Annotated in this window: 12 protein-coding genes and 1 riboswitch; of the genes, 4 read left to right on the forward strand and 8 right to left on the reverse strand. The window is 43.0% G+C overall.

Annotation, left to right across the window (positions count from 1 at the left end; translation table 11 throughout):
- Positions 1 to 40 precede the first annotated feature (40 nt).
- Positions 41 to 1,162 (forward strand): NAD(P)-dependent alcohol dehydrogenase, encoded by a 1,122-nt coding sequence (locus FC07_RS07685; protein WP_057904544.1) that lies wholly within the window; start codon positions 41 to 43, stop codon positions 1,160 to 1,162.
- Between the two features lie 144 nt (positions 1,163 to 1,306).
- Positions 1,307 to 1,960, forward strand: coding sequence for a TetR/AcrR family transcriptional regulator (locus FC07_RS07690; RefSeq protein WP_057904545.1), 654 nt, complete (start codon positions 1,307 to 1,309; stop codon positions 1,958 to 1,960).
- 45 nt (positions 1,961 to 2,005) lie between these two features.
- Here FC07_RS07690 and FC07_RS07695 read toward each other — a convergent pair whose 3' ends face one another.
- The 8 genes from FC07_RS07695 to ribD all read right to left on the reverse strand — a co-directional run bounded on the left by FC07_RS07695 (position 2,006) and on the right by ribD (position 10,716).
- Positions 2,006 to 2,395 carry a phosphate-starvation-inducible PsiE family protein gene (locus FC07_RS07695; RefSeq protein WP_057904546.1) on the reverse strand — a complete coding sequence of 130 codons (390 nt, stop codon included), beginning with the start codon at positions 2,393 to 2,395 and terminating at the stop codon, positions 2,006 to 2,008.
- A 325-nt stretch (positions 2,396 to 2,720) separates the two neighbouring features.
- A complete protein-coding gene (locus tag FC07_RS07700; protein ID WP_057904547.1) occupies positions 2,721 to 3,782 on the reverse strand; it encodes a YdcF family protein in 1,062 nt (353 codons plus the stop codon).
- Between the two features lie 66 nt (positions 3,783 to 3,848).
- Positions 3,849 to 6,104: an ATP-binding cassette domain-containing protein gene (locus FC07_RS07705; protein WP_057904548.1), complete on the reverse strand. Its 2,256-nt coding sequence runs from the start codon at positions 6,102 to 6,104 to the stop codon at positions 3,849 to 3,851.
- A gap of 129 nt (positions 6,105 to 6,233) precedes the next feature.
- Positions 6,234 to 6,989, reverse strand: coding sequence for a nicotinamide riboside transporter PnuC (gene pnuC / locus FC07_RS07710; RefSeq protein WP_155797804.1), 756 nt, complete (start codon positions 6,987 to 6,989; stop codon positions 6,234 to 6,236).
- A gap of 205 nt (positions 6,990 to 7,194) precedes the next feature.
- Positions 7,195 to 7,656: a 6,7-dimethyl-8-ribityllumazine synthase gene (gene ribH / locus FC07_RS07715; protein WP_057904550.1), complete on the reverse strand. Its 462-nt coding sequence runs from the start codon at positions 7,654 to 7,656 to the stop codon at positions 7,195 to 7,197.
- 25 nt (positions 7,657 to 7,681) lie between these two features.
- Positions 7,682 to 8,896: a bifunctional 3,4-dihydroxy-2-butanone-4-phosphate synthase/GTP cyclohydrolase II gene (locus FC07_RS07720; protein WP_057904551.1), complete on the reverse strand. Its 1,215-nt coding sequence runs from the start codon at positions 8,894 to 8,896 to the stop codon at positions 7,682 to 7,684.
- Between the two features lie 133 nt (positions 8,897 to 9,029).
- Positions 9,030 to 9,641: a riboflavin synthase gene (ribE, locus tag FC07_RS07725; RefSeq protein ID WP_057904552.1), complete on the reverse strand. Its 612-nt coding sequence runs from the start codon at positions 9,639 to 9,641 to the stop codon at positions 9,030 to 9,032.
- Positions 9,634 to 10,716: a bifunctional diaminohydroxyphosphoribosylaminopyrimidine deaminase/5-amino-6-(5-phosphoribosylamino)uracil reductase RibD gene (gene ribD, locus FC07_RS07730; protein ID WP_057904553.1), complete on the reverse strand. Its 1,083-nt coding sequence runs from the start codon at positions 10,714 to 10,716 to the stop codon at positions 9,634 to 9,636. Before ribD ends, ribE begins: the two co-directional genes overlap by 8 nt.
- Positions 10,717 to 10,833: 117 nt before the next feature.
- Positions 10,834 to 10,971, reverse strand: a riboswitch (FMN riboswitch).
- A gap of 609 nt (positions 10,972 to 11,580) precedes the next feature.
- On the opposite strand from ribD, the gene FC07_RS07735 reads away from it, so the two are divergent.
- Both FC07_RS07735 and FC07_RS07740 read left to right on the forward strand, forming a co-directional pair.
- Entirely contained in the window at positions 11,581 to 12,960 is a 1,380-nt protein-coding gene (locus FC07_RS07735) for a helix-turn-helix domain-containing protein (RefSeq protein ID WP_057904554.1), read from the forward strand.
- Between the two features lie 359 nt (positions 12,961 to 13,319).
- On the forward strand, positions 13,320 to 17,758 hold a 4,439-nt coding region (locus tag FC07_RS07740), incomplete at its 3' end, for a Cna B-type domain-containing protein (RefSeq protein WP_057904555.1).

The raw sequence follows: 17,758 nt of genomic DNA on the forward strand, positions 1-17,758 counted from the left end.
ACGGTTACTAAAAATTCATTTGTGAAGAAGGTTAATTTTTATGAAAATTAAAGCAGCAGTTGTTGATAAAGTAAATGATCCATTTGTGATTAAAGACGATATTGAACTTGCACCGATGCAACCAGATGATATTTTAGTGCATATGGTTGCCAGTGGGATCTGCCATTCTGATGAAGCCCTTCGTCGTGGTGATGCCGCCTTCACATTCCCCGTTATTTTAGGTCATGAAGGCTCTGGGATCATTGAAAAAGTTGGACCAGAAGTCAAAGGCTTTGAACCTGGGGACCACGTTGTGTTGTCGTTCTACGCTGACGGCACTTGTGATAACTGTTTAAAAGGCAAACCAACACAATGTCGCGATTATGCCAAGTACAATTTAAGCGGTACCCGTTGCGATGGGAGTGATCATTTCACTGAAGATGGTCATCACGTCAGCGACATGTTTAACCAATCTTCCTTCACCACTGCAACAGTCGTCAAAGCACGTAACTGTGTGAAAGTGCCTAAAGAATTAGACTTACGGCGCTTAGGACCTTTAGGCTGTGGCTATGTCACTGGTAGCGGAACTGTTTTCAATACGTTACAACCTAAACCTGGTGATACGATTGCTGTCTTTGGGACTGGTGCCGTTGGCTTAGCAGCCATGATGGCTGGCCGGATCTCTGGCTGTACGTCAGTGATTGCCGTTGACATCGTCGATTCTCGTTTGGACTTGGCTAAAGAATTAGGTGCCACTGATACCATTAACAGTAAGAATGAAGATCCAGTTGCGGCTATCAAAGCCTTAACCAATGGCCACGGTGTTGACTGGGCCGTTGATACCACTGGTGTCACTAAAGTCATGCTGGATTCACTGGCCGCCTTAGCGCAGGGCGGGACAACTGCCACCATCGCCGTTACGCCAAACTTGATCGAAGTCAGCACTTGGAATGACCTGTGTGTCGATGATAAGAAGATCGTCGGGGTTAACATGGGTGATGCCATTCCACAAATCGATGTGCCTCGCTTGATCAAGTATTATCAACTAGGCAGTTTCCGGTTTGATAAGACTGAAAAATTCTATAAATTTGATCAAATCAATGAAGCCAACGCCGATTCTGGCAGTGGTAAGACGATCAAACCTGTCTTGATCATTGATGAAGACTACGTTCCTGGCAAATAAAGGATCGTTTTTAAACAAAGATAAAGCCGTAAACTCTGAGTTGAGTTTACGGCTTTATCTGTCGTATTTATAAAAGGTTTACAATTATAGACCGCTCAGTCTATGCTAAAATAGACATAGCACTTCTAGAAAGTAGGTACCTGTATGGCATGTAAAACAGATCTTATCGATAAACTAAACCGGGTGATCTTACTCACCGGATTTAAAAATCAATCAATGTCCTCACTGGCACAGGCCATCCACATGAGTCGGGCCACACTGTACCTGTATTTTAAAAACAAGGATGATATCATTCATTGTGTGTTGGCCCGTCACTATGAATTTATTCATGACCATGAAATCACGTTAAGCGAAGAACCGGCTACTTTAGCGCGCAATTTCGTAAGTGTGACGTTAAACGTTTTGCTATTAAGCGGCATTACCACCGCACTTTTTCGAAAAGAGTTAAAAGCTTATGATCCGGTTTGTTATGCCCAATTTACTCAGACTTCAACTGACTATTTTCAGCGCGCACGTCAGTTTTACGAGTTAGCACAAACCAATCATGTGATGAGCGCAGCAATTGCCTCTGATTATTTGATCTTTCAACATCAAACCATGGCCAGTCAAATTTTAGAACAAACATTAGCTCAAAAGATAACTGAAACCCAAGCTGAATACTATTTTGATCAGTACTTAAACACGCAAATGACCCTTTTGGTGCTGCCTAAATATCGGTGTCATTTACGTTCAGCGCCTTTAACCACGTTCCACGAACAAATTTCGGCCCGCTTTCACGCCGTATTTGCGTTAGCTTAACAAAACCCACTACCAGTATGCAAGCATACTGGTAGTGGGTTTATTTTATTGCCGCCGTCGCTGCTGTCGCAGCACCACTAGTGCCACAACTAGTACAAAAATCGCCATTGTCAGCCAAAATGTTTCCAAACCATCATCATGATGGACTAAGACCACCCGCACCAAGGCGGTGATACCAATATACAAAAAGTCCTCCAAGGCAATATGCTCGTCATCGCTGAAAAATTCTTTTACTAAAAAGATAAACTCAAAATATAAAAAGAATGCAATGGTGGTATCGGTAATTTTCGCAAAGCGTTGGGCCGTTTCCACTTCTAAAAGTAATTGCCCTAAATACCAGACTTCACGTAACAAAAAGCCTAACATCACAATTCCTAACAACAGCATGGCTCCCTTTAAGATCCAAGCAAAGAAATTCTCAATTTTAGCCGCCATTTACGCCAATCCTTTCGTAACCGTTTCAAAAATTATACCACGTTGCTCGCCTTCCCAAATCATGCCGCTGGTTAATGACGATTTTATGACTCAAAAAAAGCCGCCATATTGGGGGATATGGCGGCAAAAAAGGAGTAAGGGTTGACGTTGATTGGGGGATCAACGCCAGTTTTCATTACTTTGGAGGAGTAAAATGAAAATTTAAATTTAGTTATAGTAGCGAAACGATTCTATCGCTTGTTGCTATGTTATTAGAATACTGAAGAGTTGTGAAGAAAATATGATGAATTTCATGCCTTAATTTGAAAGATTGGTAAAGGAAATTTTAAGGATGTAAGACAACGTTAAACTGTAGCCAAGTTTGCAGACAGGCTAATAGGACAAACAACCCGCCAATTATCAAATGCCATTTTTTATATTGTACAAAAATCGCGATATATTCCCGTAATACAGCATTTGGCAAGAAAAAATGAGCCGTGTGGGCGCCTAACCCATCTGCTTTTAACCCCACCTGACGGGCGTAAAGCCCTGCACGAAATGTATGGTAATTGTTCGTGACAAAAATCGTATGCGCTAACTGCGGACCACGCTGATCAATGATTTGCTTCGAAAACCGCATATTCTCCAAAGTTGTGCGTGATTTAGGCTCAGCAATCGCTTGTGCCGGTGCTAAACCTTGGGTTAACGCAAACCGCCGCATCGCTTCCCCTTCTGGTAATGCCTCATCTGGCCCTTGCCCGCCTGAGAAAATCAGGGTTGCCAATTTACCTGTTTTGGCTTGCTGTTTACGCTGAAAAGTCAACCCACGTTGAATCCGCTGTTGCAATAACGGTGGAACCTCATCGCCATTTAACAAGCCACTGCCTAAAACAATAATATAATCTTGGTTCAATTTTGGCCGGTTAAATTGATAAAGGGCTAACATCGTGAGGTAGTTGTAAAACCAAATCACCACGTATAACAACAACATGGTTCCCAAAGTATCGATCCAAAAATTCAGTGCCTGTGGTAAAATCGTCGCTAACCAGCGCGAAAAGATCGGTGCGATCATGAAAGCTAACCCTAAAAATAAAGTGAGCAGATTTGCCAGTGAATGACTTTCACGATGCCACACGATCACCGCATTCCAAAGTAATAATACAGCCTGAAGCAAGTAAAAGATCACGATCACACCGGCCACTAGTACAAATAACACGCCAACGATCAAAATCAATTTGCGATTGTGACTCATTAAAATACTGCCACCAATTGCGGCCAACGTTGACCAAAAAAATAAATTAAACCAAATCCCGTTGCTTAACCGGCGCTTTTCTTGCTGATAACGCCAGCCAAAGATCAGCCCGGTTACAACTGCAAAACCCCATAAACTGCCTAATAAATACCCCATTGTCTAACCTCGCTCTTTTTCTTCCATCATAGCAAATCTCATTGCAGATTGCATCAAGCGCATAAGCTAGCGCGCTTGATAGGCGCTTAACGCTTGCCCTGTACGGGATTGTTCAGACTGCATTGCTTGTGCTGGAATCCCTGCATATTGGATTTTCCCACCATAAAGGCCTGCGTCAGGCCCAACATCAATCAACCAATCGGCTTGACTGATCACTTGTAAATTGTGTTCGACGATGACCAATGAATTACCGGCTGTTACCAGTTCATCAAAAAGCGTTAATAGTCGCTGGACATCTTTTAAATGCAAGCCGGCCGTTGGTTCATCTAACAAATACAGCGTACCTTTTCGTTGTAACTGGATGGCTAATTTCAACCGTTGCCGTTCGCCCCCCGATAAAGTTGTCAGCGGCTGGCCTAACGTTAAATAACCGAGACCAACCCGTTGCATCTGCCGTAACGGTTCAACAACCGTTGGGATGCCTTGAAAAAAGTTGCTAGCTGTCTCAATCGGCATATCCAGCACATCACTAATGGTCTTGCCTTGGAACAGGTAGCCTAACGCTGTTTGATTGTAGCGTTTACCATGACACAACTCACATGCTTGCACAACAGGGTCCATAAAGGCCATATTGGTCACCATCACCCCTTTGCCTTTACACACTGGACATGCGCCTTTCCCATTGTAACTGAATAAACTGGTGCCGACATGATTGGCTTGCGCAAACAGTTTACGAATTGGATCGAGCAACTGTAAATAAGTCACTGGCGTTGAACGTGAATTGGTCCCAATGTCATTTTGGGCTAAATCAACGTAGTCTGTGGTCAACTGTTGGCGCAGCGCTTGAACCAGTGTACTTTTCCCTGAACCTGCTACCCCTGAAATAACCGTTTCAATCCCTAACGGAATAGTGACATTCACATGTTGTAAATTGTGTAAGGTCACATCCTGTAAGTTGATTGCCCCAGTTGCAGTCCGTGGTGTTCGAAAAGCGAGTGGCTGATTTAACAACCGACCGGTTAACGTTGAACTGGCTAATAATTCAGTGTAGGTGCCTTGAAACGTGACCGTTCCACCATGAATACCTGCACCAGGCCCCATTTCAACCACCCAATCTGCCAAGGCAATTAATGCTGGCTGATGTTCGACAATCAGAATCGTATTGCCCTTCGCTTTTAAACGAGTTAGCGCTGCCTTGATCAATTCAATATCATGAGGATGGAGACCGACACTGGGTTCGTCTAAAATATAAACCATGTCGACTAACGCACTGGTTAAAAACTTGGCAATTTTAATGCGCTGCGTTTCGCCACCCGATAAAGAACCCGTTTCACGATTCAAGGTTAAATAGCCTAACCCAATATCGATCAATGATTGTACTTTACGTCCCAATTCGCGCAGTAAGTCCTGCACTAACGGTGTCTTGATTCGGTTTAAAAAGGCCTGAACTTTCAATAAATCTAACTGTAAAACGTCTGCAATATTCAGCCCAGCAATCTGACAGGTCAACACTTCGGCCCGTAATCGCGTGCCATGACAGGTTGGGCAAGCTTGGCGGGTCACCACTTTAGCCAATGCCTCACGGTGGTGTGCTGCCTCTTTTTTACCAATAATAGAGCGTTTAATGCGTGGTACCACCCCTTCATACAAAGCCGATTTCGGCCAAGCCGCTGGTGCCTGCTTCAGTCGTTGTTGTGGCGCATATAGCAACAAGTCTAATTCAGCTGTCGTATAATTTTTTAACGGTTTATCATTGTCAAATAGGCCACTATTGGCATACCGTTTCCAACGCCAAGTGTCCGGTCCAAAACTAACAAACGTAATGGCCCCCTCATTTAGGGAACGTTCTGGGTCGATCAGCTGGTCCACATTAATATCGTCCACATAGCCTAATCCTTGACAGGTGGGGCACATCCCTTGTGGCAAATTAAATGAAAAGGTATCTGAATAGCCGACAAAAGGCCGCCCTGCCCGGGAAAATAGCAACCGCAACAAGGAATAGATACCTGTATAAGTGGCCAACGTCGAACGTACATTTTTACCGATCCGCTTTTGTTCAATGACGATTGCCACTGGTAAATGATCAATCTGACCTACTTGTGGCTGGCCATATTTTGGCAAATACTGCTGGGTAAAACTCGGGAACGTCTCATTTAATTCTCGCCGCGATGTGGCTGCAATGGTATCAAACACCAGTGACGACTTTCCTGATCCGGACAGTCCGGTGAAGACTGTGATCTTACCTTTCGGAATTTTCAAATCCACGTGCTTTAAATTATTTTGATGGGCATCATGCACCCTGATATAACCTTGCTCAAACAAGCTGATCACCTCTATTTCAAAATACCACACCCTGATGATTTCAACTACGGCAAACACTTTTTCAGCACATAAAAATACCAGCCGCTCCAAAAGTAGGAGCTGCTGGTATTCCAAAATCACAATTGCTTATTAATGTACCACTGTTTGGTTGGCATACGCTGTTTCTTGCTTCGTCAAGCGTGCCCGTTCCTTCTTATTGTACCAAGGTGAAATGGTAAACGCCAAAACATCATTGATCAAGTAAACAGAACTGTTAACGAACATTGCCAATGTTGCAGAACCTTGGCGGAATGAAACGAACCATAATACCATTTGTGCCAAACCAGAAGCAACCCACCAAATATATTGGTTGTTGTAACGTAAGAAACAAATGACACCAGCCGTTAAGCTAATGGCAAAACTAATAGCATCGATCCAAGGCCGGGGGTCGTTGGTAAAGGTCCCAATGACAAAACCGGAAATCACATAAACCACTAAAGTTGAGATAATGGCAATGATCCAAGTAGAGCCGGTAAACTTCCGGATCTTGGACACCATGTTCACATTCCAATTCGTGCTTAACAAGACTGGAATATCCAATGTGATCACGTAAGCCAATTGTTCCCCGATGCTTAAGTAGTTACCAGCTGCATAACCTGTAATAATGAAACAAATCGCTGATAAGATCCCTAACCAGCCGTTCACTGACTTGGCCGCGTTGATGGCTAAAATACACAACACGCCTAACGTTGTCCCCACAAAAGTGATCAACGTTAAAGCCGTTACCTTGGTATTGACCAAAGTCATAATTTGACAGCCTAAGCTAAAGAAGAATAAATAATAGTTTTGTTGTGGCCAGCCCTTTAACTGGTGACCTAAAAACTTAAAATAATTGCTCAAAAGAATCGCTCCTCCACGTCCATGACGTTAATTGGCACGCGTATCGCCAGGCAAAAATGCCAGTACAATATATTGTGTCTAATAAAAAATCAACACAAAATATTGTACCACGATTTCAATAAAACAAAAGCCCCTCCTTGACGAAGAAACGTGAAAATCCGTTTCCATGCCTTAAACGCTAGTCAAAACTTTTTTTGGACGCGGTCGATTCTTAGGCCAACTGTTGCCGCAAGTCAATTAATTCAAGGACGTCATTGGCCACATCAAATCCTTTATTACCACCTTTACCACCAGCACGTTGCATCGCTTGTTCCAGGTTGTCACACGTTAACACCCCGAAAACCAATGGCTGATCCAGTTGCATGGTCAGCGCACCGATGCCTTTCGCCACTTCATTACAAACGTAGTCAAAATGACTGGTTTCGCCACGGATCACGGCACCTAGTGTAATGATACCGGCATAACCTTTGCTGGCCACTAATTTGACAATGGCTGGGATCTCAAAAGCACCGGGTACCCAGATCACATCGATTTTATCAGCGTCAACTCCATGCCGGCTTAATGCGTCTTCGGCACCGGCCACTAATTTGTCGGTTACAACATTGTTAAACCGGCCTGCAATAATTGCAATTTTATCTTGAGTTGCTGAATAATGTCCTGAAAATGTTGTCATAATTTATTTTCTCCTCGTCTTGTGCTTAGATTACGTGTAATTCGTGATGGAATTTTTCTTGTTTCGTCGCTAAGTAGTCACGGTTCTCTTGGCGTGGTGCAACCTCTAACGGCACCCGTTCAACTACCTTGATGCCGAAATATTCTAACCGTGCGACTTTATCTGGATTGTTGGTCAATAAACGAATTTGGTGAATGCCTTGTGCATGTAAAATGGCAGCCGCAATCCCATAATCCCGTTGATCAGGCGCAAACCCTAATTTTTCGTTGGCTTCAACGGTGTCCAAGCCGCCTTCTTGTAAATGATAAGCGGCAATTTTAGCCTTTAAGCCAATGCCACGGCCTTCTTGCCGCAAGTAAACCAATAAACCAGCTGGCGCTTGGGCGACTTCACTAAGCGCTTGATGCAATTGTTCTCCACAGTCACAGCGATGCGACCCAAACACATCCCCCGTTAAGCATTCAGAATGTAGCCGAACCAAAGGGACGTCAGCATTGGCAACATCCCCATGGGCTAATGCCAATTGCAGGCGGTTATCGGCTGTGCTGGTATAATCAGTTAATTCAAATTCGCCATATTCAGTTGGCAATTTCACTGTATTTTCCGCACGAACCGCATCAATATTGTGACGATAGCGGTAATTGATCAATTCTTCAACTGTGATCAACGGAATCTCCAGTTTAGCCGCCAATTCTTCTAATTCTGCAAAACGATTCATATGGCCATCTGGTTTTAACGTCTCACAAATGTAAGCTACTGGTGCTGCCCCTGCCATAGTGGCTAAATCAACGGCTGCTTCCGTGTGCCCATCACGAACCAAAACCCCGCCATCAACGGCAATCAACGGGAACATATGGCCTGGATGTTCAAAATCATCTGGTTTTGCATTGGTGTCACTTAACGCCTTGATCGTTGTGGCACGGTCATAAGCTGAGATCCCAGTTGTGGTAGTCACGTGATCCGTACTAACGGTAAAAGCAGTGGCATAAGTTTCAGTATTGTGATCGGTCATTAAATGCATATTCAATGCCTTGGCGCGTTCTGCGGTCATCGGCGCACAAACCAGCCCACGCCCATAAGTCACCATCGTATTGACACTTTCAGGCGTTGCATATTCCGCAATTCCTAAAAAGTCCCCTTCTGCTTCACGATTCCGATCATCAGAAACTAAAATTAACCCACCTGACTTTAATTGTTTGATAGCGCCTTCAATTGCCTGATCTACTACTTGTTCGTCCATGATGAAACCTCCTAAATACTCTAATGTCTATTTTGCTATCGCAAAAATCTTATTTCCGGAGGATGTCCAGTCTTGTGGGGGCAGTTCACCCCGCAGGACGTATGGCTCCTCTATATTTGGATTATTCTAATTGTTATGCTTGTTGTTCCCAATAGTGCTGCTGCACCAATTGGGCCATATATTTACCTAAAATGTCGGTTTCAATATTAATTAATTGGCCGACTTTTTTTGTTTGCAAAATGGTTTCTTCCTGCGAGTGCGGAATCATACTCACTGTCAGTTCAGACCCTGTTGCCCGGACAACCGTTAAACTCACACCATCCAAAGCAATTGCCCCTTTACTGACAATTTGTGGCGCCAGCTGACTGTCATAACCGATGCTCAGCCACAAAGCCGTTTGCTCCTGCCAGCGGCGGCGCAATCGCCCTACACCGTCCACGTGGCCTTGTACCACATGGCCTTCAAAACGCCCGTTGGCAGGTAATGCCCGTTCCAAATTCACAGGATCGTTCGGCCGTAATTGGGCTAAATTCGTTCGGCGAAAACTTTCAGGCATCACATCTGCCGCAAATTCACGACCATTCAGCGCAATGGCGGTTAAACACACGCCATTAACAGCTAAACTGTCACCGATTTTCATGTCAGTGATCAAGGCTGCTGGTGCCTGCAAACTCAAGCGAATCGCTTGACCTTGCGTTTGCACTTGTCGAATTTTACCAATTCCGCCAATAATGCCACTAAACATCAGCGTCCTCCTTTCGCCGCGCTACGATTTTGACTGCATTGCCAACCACCTGACTTTGAACAAGCGCCAACGAAACAGTTGGCGCAGGTGCCCCGACAAAACTTGCTTGTGCTTGACCACCTAGTGTTTTCAAAGCCTGATACGTGACGATTTCTTGCCAATGGTCCGTGGCCAAAAAGGCGCCATGAACCCGGGCACCGCCTTCTACTAAGACGGATTGCACCCCTTGTTCACCTAACATTTGCAAAACGGCTGTTAGCGTCCAATGATCGCGGTAAAATACTTTAACCGCTGTTTCAGCAAAACGCTGTATCTGTTGTGAATCACTGGTAAACAACCAAGTAGGAGCTGCCTGATCCGTAGCCAGTTGCAAAGTTGGCCGCACACGACCACGCCGATCCAAAATCACTCGAACTGGGGGATAGTCTAGTTGACGCCAACGTACTGTCAATTGCGGATCGTCAACCAATGCAGTTTCACTGCCCACTAAAATAGCTTGGTAATCAGCCCGCAAATGTTGCACATCAGTGCTTGCCGTTGTATCGGTTAATGCGGTACGCTGGCCGACCTGTCCCAATTTGCCATCTAGCGACATGGCCGCTTTGAGCGTCACGTACGGCAATTCATGCTGACGATAGAAAAAATTATAATGCCGGTTCAGGGCTTCTGCTTCCGATTCATGTTGGCCAATATGAACCGTTACGCCATGGGCACGTAAATAAACAATCCCTTTGCCAGCCACCACTTCATGTGGATCCACTTGGGCCACATAAACGGTTTTAACACCCCAAGCCGCAATTTGGCGGCAGCAAGGCGGTGTTTTGCCTTGATGTGCACAAGGCTCTAATGTAACATATAGGGTTGAATCTTGAATATCTTCGGGGTTTTGAACATGATGATAAGCATTGACTTCGGCATGTTCATGACCAAAGCCAACATGATGCCCAACGGCTAGCAACCGGCCATGTTTCACCAGTACTGCACCAACCATTGGATTGGTATACGTTAAATAACGACCTTTTTGCGCTTCTTGTAACGCTAAAGCCATCCAATCTGTTTCTGTTGAAGGAATCACACTTCACCTCGAATTCAATAAAAAAAACGCCCTGTTTTTTCAACAGGACGCGAATTGTTTTAGTTTGAAGTAGACTTGTAGGTCTCCTGACACGACGCCAAAAAAACTGGCGCTGTATCAACTCTTCTCCCATCCAGACTTTAACTGTCGGTTGCAGATTCGCACTGCATCAGCCGCAAAAATTGCGGGTCACGGACTTCAGTCATGATGACTGTTACCGTCGGTCAGGAATTTCACCTTGCCCCGAAGAAATGATTGATTCAACTTGGCTTAACTATAAACACAGCCGAAACCGCTGTCAAGTCTTTTTTTAATAATCATTTAAGTCGCTGATTCTAAAATAAATGAAAATGCAACTGTAAAACCTGGTTTTAATTGGTTATTTTAAGATGCGTATTAGTCGCATTTTAAATAAATTTCAGGCATAATTTAATTAAGCACTAATTTTCATCTACCTGAATCTTAAACCGTCAATTTTGGTGCTGCTCATTATCAGTTACACTTCAAATTGTTAACAATATTTTAAATTTTTCGACTATTTTTGTCTCATTTTGTACGATCAGGCGTATTTTGTAAAAAAAGATAACTATTATTGCTTTATTGCCATGTATAATCAATTTATTGAACTGATAATTATCAGAATAGAACAATTATAAAATTGAATATTAGGACTAAGCATTCTATAATGAAAATGGACTAATTATAAAGCAAAGTATAAAATCTTTACTTTTAGTTAGCTTTGCCATTTTCAAAAATTGAATTTGTAAATTTTATTTTTGTGAAAATGAAAAAACAGGATAACACGTCAATCCTAGGTAAAAATTCGCTTAAAACTTAAATTTAACAAGATTGGGAGGAAACAACTTGAATATCGATGAATTACTTCTTGACCGAAAATCTCTCGAAAAAATTCGCGTTCTCAAGCTATTACAACGAAATCCGAAGCTTAGTATCGTTCGCATTTCTGAAATTTTAGATGTTGGTTACATGGGGGCCTACAATCGATTTAGTAAATTAATCCTTGATCTCAGTGGCCAAGCCTTGGAAGAACTCAGTAAGGAAGCACGTGGACAAGTGATTCGTTCAGCCTCTGTCGATCAATATCGGCGGCGTTTGATTGATGCAAGTTTGCCATATCAGGTACTGAAACTTATTTTTTCAACCAACTTATCTGCTGCAGAGATTTTGAAGCAAAAAGAAATTAGCCTTTCCACCATTCAACGTAAAACCACTGCTTTACGGCAATATTTACGCTCAATTGGGATTAATTTTCATTTAAATGAATTAATGTTAAGTGGCGATGAACGTCAGATCCGCTTATTCTTCTGGCAACTTTTCTGGTGGCAAAAGGAAGATTTGACCGCATTAGCACCTGAAACAGATGCAATTTTAAGTGAATTGGAACAGCGCTCTTTGTGGGAAGATAATCAAGGACCTGGCTTCCAAAACACTTATTGCCGCGCCTATTGGCAACTTTCGCTTTTACGCATGAAAAATCAGCACTTTGTGACAACCACAAATTTGCAAGAAATGCATAATGCTAATACGACAAATTACGCTACAATTTTGACGCATCATTTCGAGATAACACCTGAGCTTGCTGAAACTGAATTGAACTGGATCAATTATTTCGTGCAACGTTCGCCTTATCTCAGTCAGCCAAGCGATTGGGATATTGCAGCGACAACTTTTAAAGAACGTCTGATCAATTTGCTAACGCAATATGAGCCTGTACATTCAGACCTTGATGCGTTAAGTAACTATATCACCACCGGATTAAATTTTGCCAAAACTAGTCATTTGCATCCTGTTTTTCTGGATCGCCTACAGTTACGGCTGCCACCGGCTATTTTACATTTTCCATTTGAACAGCGTTTGCCAAGTAATACCCGCCGACTCCTCCAGGAAATGTTGGCTCAGTTACTGGTACCGCTCCAAATTCCGGCAGCGCAAACCAGCGCAATGGCAGTCTTTATCGTTGTCGAACTAGACCCTGTCACCTCAGCGGCATTGCGCTATGAATTAGATCATTTGCCAGTTGCTTTACACTATGTCAATAGCATTCAGCAAGCAAAGATCATTATCACATCACAGCCTTTAGCAAACATTGCCGTTGATCGTCAACAATTTATTTGGCACGACAATCAATTCCCATTAGAAAATATTAAACAGCTCAGCGATCAGATTCGGCACTATCTTGACAGTGATTATGTTAATTTAACACCGGATCAGCCGTTTGGTTAACTTTTAAAAATACATCACTGTTATCATCAAAAAGCAATCAATTCTGCTCATTAATTGAGCCGGATCGATTGCTTTTTTGATTGGGTCACGCCATTCAAAATAGCCCTCTATTCCTATCGACTACTAACCCCCCTTTTTAAAACTAGCCGCTTTTCTGTTACCCAGAAAAGCAACGAAGCACAACCGCTTCCATTTTTGTTTACTAATCAAAAATTGAATAACACATTTACTATAAACACCAGTTAAAGCGATTATCTGTTGTGCAATGAGGTTTAATAAGCCTGTGAAATATGCTAAACTTACGTTTAGTAAATGTTTATTAGATGTTGAAAGCTGGATTTCACAGGAGGGGGAACACTTTGAAAAAAATTAGTACTTATTTTGCACTATTAGCTATCCTAAGTTCAATTATGATAACACCCGCGGCGGCGTTTACGTCAAATAGCAGTCCGCAAACAACAACTGCACAAAGCACAAGCCCCACCAGTTCACAATCTAAAACGGATCAACAGACTGACAGTTCGTCAGCGCAACAAGCATCAGGTACACAAGACAAGCAAGCTACAACAGCGACTAAAGATAAAGCAGCGTCAGAAAGTAGCACCACCGCTCAACCACGTGCGCCTACTAAAGCGAAATCGATCAACGATCTCTTGCCAAACGATGCTGAAGGCAATCAAACCATTTTCACAAGTGCCAAAATCACAGACAAGGCAGGCAACGCCATTAAAGAAGTCCATGTTGGTGATGACATTTTGCTACAATATGAATGGGCGATTCCAGAAAGTATTCGGGATCAGATCAATGCTGGCGATACATTCTCATTTACACTGCCCAAGGGGATGAAAATTGATCAACAGCTAACAGGTGATTTATCCGATTCACAAGGCACAGTTTTCGGCCACTTTGAAATTAATTCGGATGGCAGTGCTAAAATCACGTTTACTGATAATGTTCAGAAGCACTCTAAAATCAAAGGGACCTTATTTGTTTCTGGTCAAGTGACGATGAGTGATGATGGAACCAACCCAGGACTGGATATTCCTTTTGTCGACTCTAATCATGTCACAGTCCCGGACATCGTCGCGTCGGACCAGGTAAGCCTCAGTAAAAAAGTGGTGGATCAGACACCAGATACTGAGATTAAAAATAATAAAGCATCTATTACTTGGTCATTAGGCATTAATAAAACCACTTCGGCTTTAAAAGATGGCACAACGATCACGGATACGCTACCAGCTGGTGTCACTTACACCGGCAACGAAGTACTGAAAGCCTCCGATGTCTATGCGGACGGTTCTTTACACAATGAAAAGACAGTGGCTTTTAAGGATGTTTTTACGGTTGATCAGCAATCCGGAAAAGTCAGCTTTAAATTAAAAGATAGCGCAGATCATCAAAAGTATTACGAATTACAATTTGATACCCAAGTTGATTTCACCAAAGTTGATGCAGCCACTAATGCTACTTCGATTGCCATAAAAAATACCGCACAATTGACCCAACCAGGGGAAGCGGATGTCAATGCCAGTGCTTCGACTCATTTTGGCTATGATGTTAACTTCAAAAAAGAAGGAACAATGCAAGCAAATGGTGTCATTAAGTGGACGATCACTGTTAACCATTCAGGCATGACGCTTCCCAAGGGAACGGCCTTTACGGATAAAATGGATAATAATCAAGTGCTAACAGATGCATCTGGTCAGGCTTTAGCAGATATTAGTGATGCCGTTAAAAGTACTGGTCCTAAAATAGTTGCCTCAGGTAGTAAAAGCAACTATACCTTTACTTTAGATGAAGCCGCTGATCAAGCAGAATTTAAGCTGACTTATTATACCAAAGCAACTGGTCAACAGCCGAATGCCGTTTATAATAATACGATCAGTTGGAATGGTCAGCATAGCACAACTGGTAAAATCGATCACACCAGTAGCATTACTAAGAAAAACACCAAAATTGATACCGCCAATCATACAGCCGATTACCAAATTACGGTGAATAAAAATAATACCACAATCAACAAAGCAACCGTTGTCGACCAAATGGATACTGGCGCAAATGCCGGGTTGTCCATGGATCAAACGCAAATCAAAGGGATTAAGGTTTACCGACTGAGTAAAGGGGCTGCTTCGGGTAAAGAAACAGTGGTGGATCCAGATGACTATACCATCACAACTGATGGAGAAGCGCCTTTTACGAAATTTACGCTTAACCTTGATAAGGCCGCGAAAGACGGTACGACGGATGCTTTTATCATTAAATACACCGCAAATTACGACGCAGCTAAGCGTGGTGAGCAGCAAGCCAACACTGCAACCTATACGTATGAGACCAATGGTTTTGATTATTCTAAGCAGACGACAACTAAGATTACACCTGGCGCCCGGGCAACCATGAAAGGTTCTAAAAGTGGCGCAGTCAACCCATTACAACGAACAGTTGATTGGACGATCAAGTTAAATGAAGATCAAAAGTCGACGTTTGGGGCCGATGGTAAATTAGTCGATACGTTACCTCAGGGTATCTCGTTAGCAGGCATTGATGCCAATGCTCAAGGTGATCAAACGGTTCCTAAAGCTGACTACCAGGTAACGCAAAACGGCAAATCGGTTGATCATCTGACAGCAACCTACAATGCAAAAACACGGCAGCTTACGTTTACCGGTTTTGAAAAAGGCAGTCAGGCCGATTATCAAATTGTTTTGACAACTGATATTGATTCAAATCAAGATAGCACGTTGCCAAATCTCGATGTTACAAACACCGCTAAATATTCGGATGATGACAATCAAACAGCTGATTTAACAGCGCGGGTCAGTTACAATCCAACCAGTGATCTTTTACAAAAAAGTGCCCAACAAAATGATAAAAAAGTCACCTACACTGTAAAGGTGAATCCCGATACGGCCACCAACTCTGGTGCACATAAACTGAAACTGAAGGATGTTGTGATTACAGATAAACCAGACGATACAAGTATGTTACGGGTCGATCCAAGTTCCTTTAAAATTACGGATCAAAAAGGGAATCCCCTACCTGAATCACAATATAAGCTATCTGCTGGTGAACAAGGTTTTAAGCTAACCTTTAATGATATTATTGACCAAGAAATCAATATTACGTATGATGCCACCATTCTGATTCCCGCAGGCACGTTACCAGGTCAAACGATTCGGCCTAGTAATACCGCCACGATTTCAGGAAATAAAATTAGTGGCTCACAAACGAATAAAACCGTAACGTTGATTGCCCCTAACGCAGGGGGGAGTGCCGAAGGAGTCATGGGCAGTATTACCCTCACGAAACAGGATGCTGTAACTCACAACACCTTGCAAAATGCAAAATTCTCACTTTATCGCGTGCAGGCGAATGGCGATTTAGGCAATGCGGTATTACAAGATCAACCGACTGATGAGCAGGGGCAATTAAAATTTAAGAACCTCACGCTTGGGCAGTATAAAATTATTGAAACCGAAGCACCGGCAGGTTATCAGATTTCACCAGATCTTGCGAAAGGTAAAACAGTGACAGTAAGTGATACAGATGACGCTTCATTGAACACATCTATCAAACTCGACAATGAGGCTATCACAACGATTACCGGGAAAAAATCTTGGGATGATCACGATGATCAAGACGGCTTACGCCCTAAACAGGTCACTGTTTACCTATTTGCCAATGATAAGAAAGTTGAAACACAAACGATAACCGCTACAAATGATTGGCATTATCAATTTGACAAACAGCCGGTCTATGATGAAGCAGGCAACAAAATCACCTACACCATCCAAGAAGCAAAAGTGGCTGACTATACGACTAAAGTAACGGGTTTTGATCTGACCAATACCCATCAACCGGCCGTTACCAGCGTTAAAGGCACTAAAACTTGGGATGATCATCAGGACCAAGATGCGGTTCGACCACAAGCTATCAACATCCATTTGTTAGCAGATGGCCAACCAATTGCTGAAAAAACAGTAACCGCAGCAACTAACTGGTCCTATTCATTCACTGAGTTACCTGAATATAAAAATGGGCAGAAAATCAACTATACGATTACAGAAGATACGGTACCCAACTACACAACTGAAATAACCGGTACGCAGATCAAGAATCGTTATACGCCTAAAACAACCAGCGTTACGGTTACAAAGCACTGGAACGATGGGCAAGATCAAGATGGCTTACGCCCGAACAACTTGCAAGTTCAGCTTTATGCCAATGGCAAAAAGTCAGGCGCGCCGGTGGACTTAACAGCAACCGCTGATTGGACCCATACTTGGACCGACTTAGCCGTTAATCAAAATGGGCAAAAAATCAGCTATACCGTTAAAGAAACCCAAAAGACGCCTGGTTACACCACACAGGTCGACGATCAAAACGCTGGTAATATCGTTATTACCAATACTCACAAGCCCACCGTTACCAGTGTTAAAGGCACCAAAACTTGGGATGATCATCAAGATCAAGACGGCGTGCGACCAAAAGCCATCACGATTCATTTATTAGCCGACGGTCAGCCTGTTGCTGAGAAAAAAGTCACGGCTTCAGATGACTGGCACTACGAATTTTCTAATTTACCCGAGTATCAAAACGGGCAGAAAATCAACTATACAATTACGGAAGACACTGTTAAAAATTATACAACTGAGATCAAGGATGATCAGTTGATCAACCACTATACCCCAATGAAAACCAGTATCACCGTCACAAAACATTGGAACGATGATCAAGATCAAGACGGCTTACGCCCGAACAACTTGCAAGTTCAGCTTTATGCCAATGGCAAAAAGTCAGG

It is taken from the genome of Loigolactobacillus bifermentans DSM 20003 (assembly GCF_001434575.1).
GTDB classification, from domain to species: domain Bacteria; phylum Bacillota; class Bacilli; order Lactobacillales; family Lactobacillaceae; genus Loigolactobacillus; species Loigolactobacillus bifermentans.

Excerpts from the sequence above, each read along its gene's own strand:
- FC07_RS07685 (WP_057904544.1), top strand. The coding sequence starts at position 41 with ATGAAAATTAAAGCAGCAGTTGTTGATAAAGTAAATGATCCATTTGTG.
- FC07_RS07690 (WP_057904545.1), top strand. The coding sequence starts at position 1,307 with ATGGCATGTAAAACAGATCTTATCGATAAACTAAACCGGGTGATCTTA.
- FC07_RS07695 (WP_057904546.1), bottom strand. The coding sequence starts at position 2,395 with ATGGCGGCTAAAATTGAGAATTTCTTTGCTTGGATCTTAAAGGGAGCC.
- FC07_RS07700 (WP_057904547.1), bottom strand. The coding sequence starts at position 3,782 with ATGGGGTATTTATTAGGCAGTTTATGGGGTTTTGCAGTTGTAACCGGG.
- ribH (WP_057904550.1), bottom strand. The coding sequence starts at position 7,656 with ATGACAACATTTTCAGGACATTATTCAGCAACTCAAGATAAAATTGCA.
- FC07_RS07720 (WP_057904551.1), bottom strand. The coding sequence starts at position 8,896 with ATGGACGAACAAGTAGTAGATCAGGCAATTGAAGGCGCTATCAAACAA.
- ribE (WP_057904552.1), bottom strand. The coding sequence starts at position 9,641 with ATGTTTAGTGGCATTATTGGCGGAATTGGTAAAATTCGACAAGTGCAA.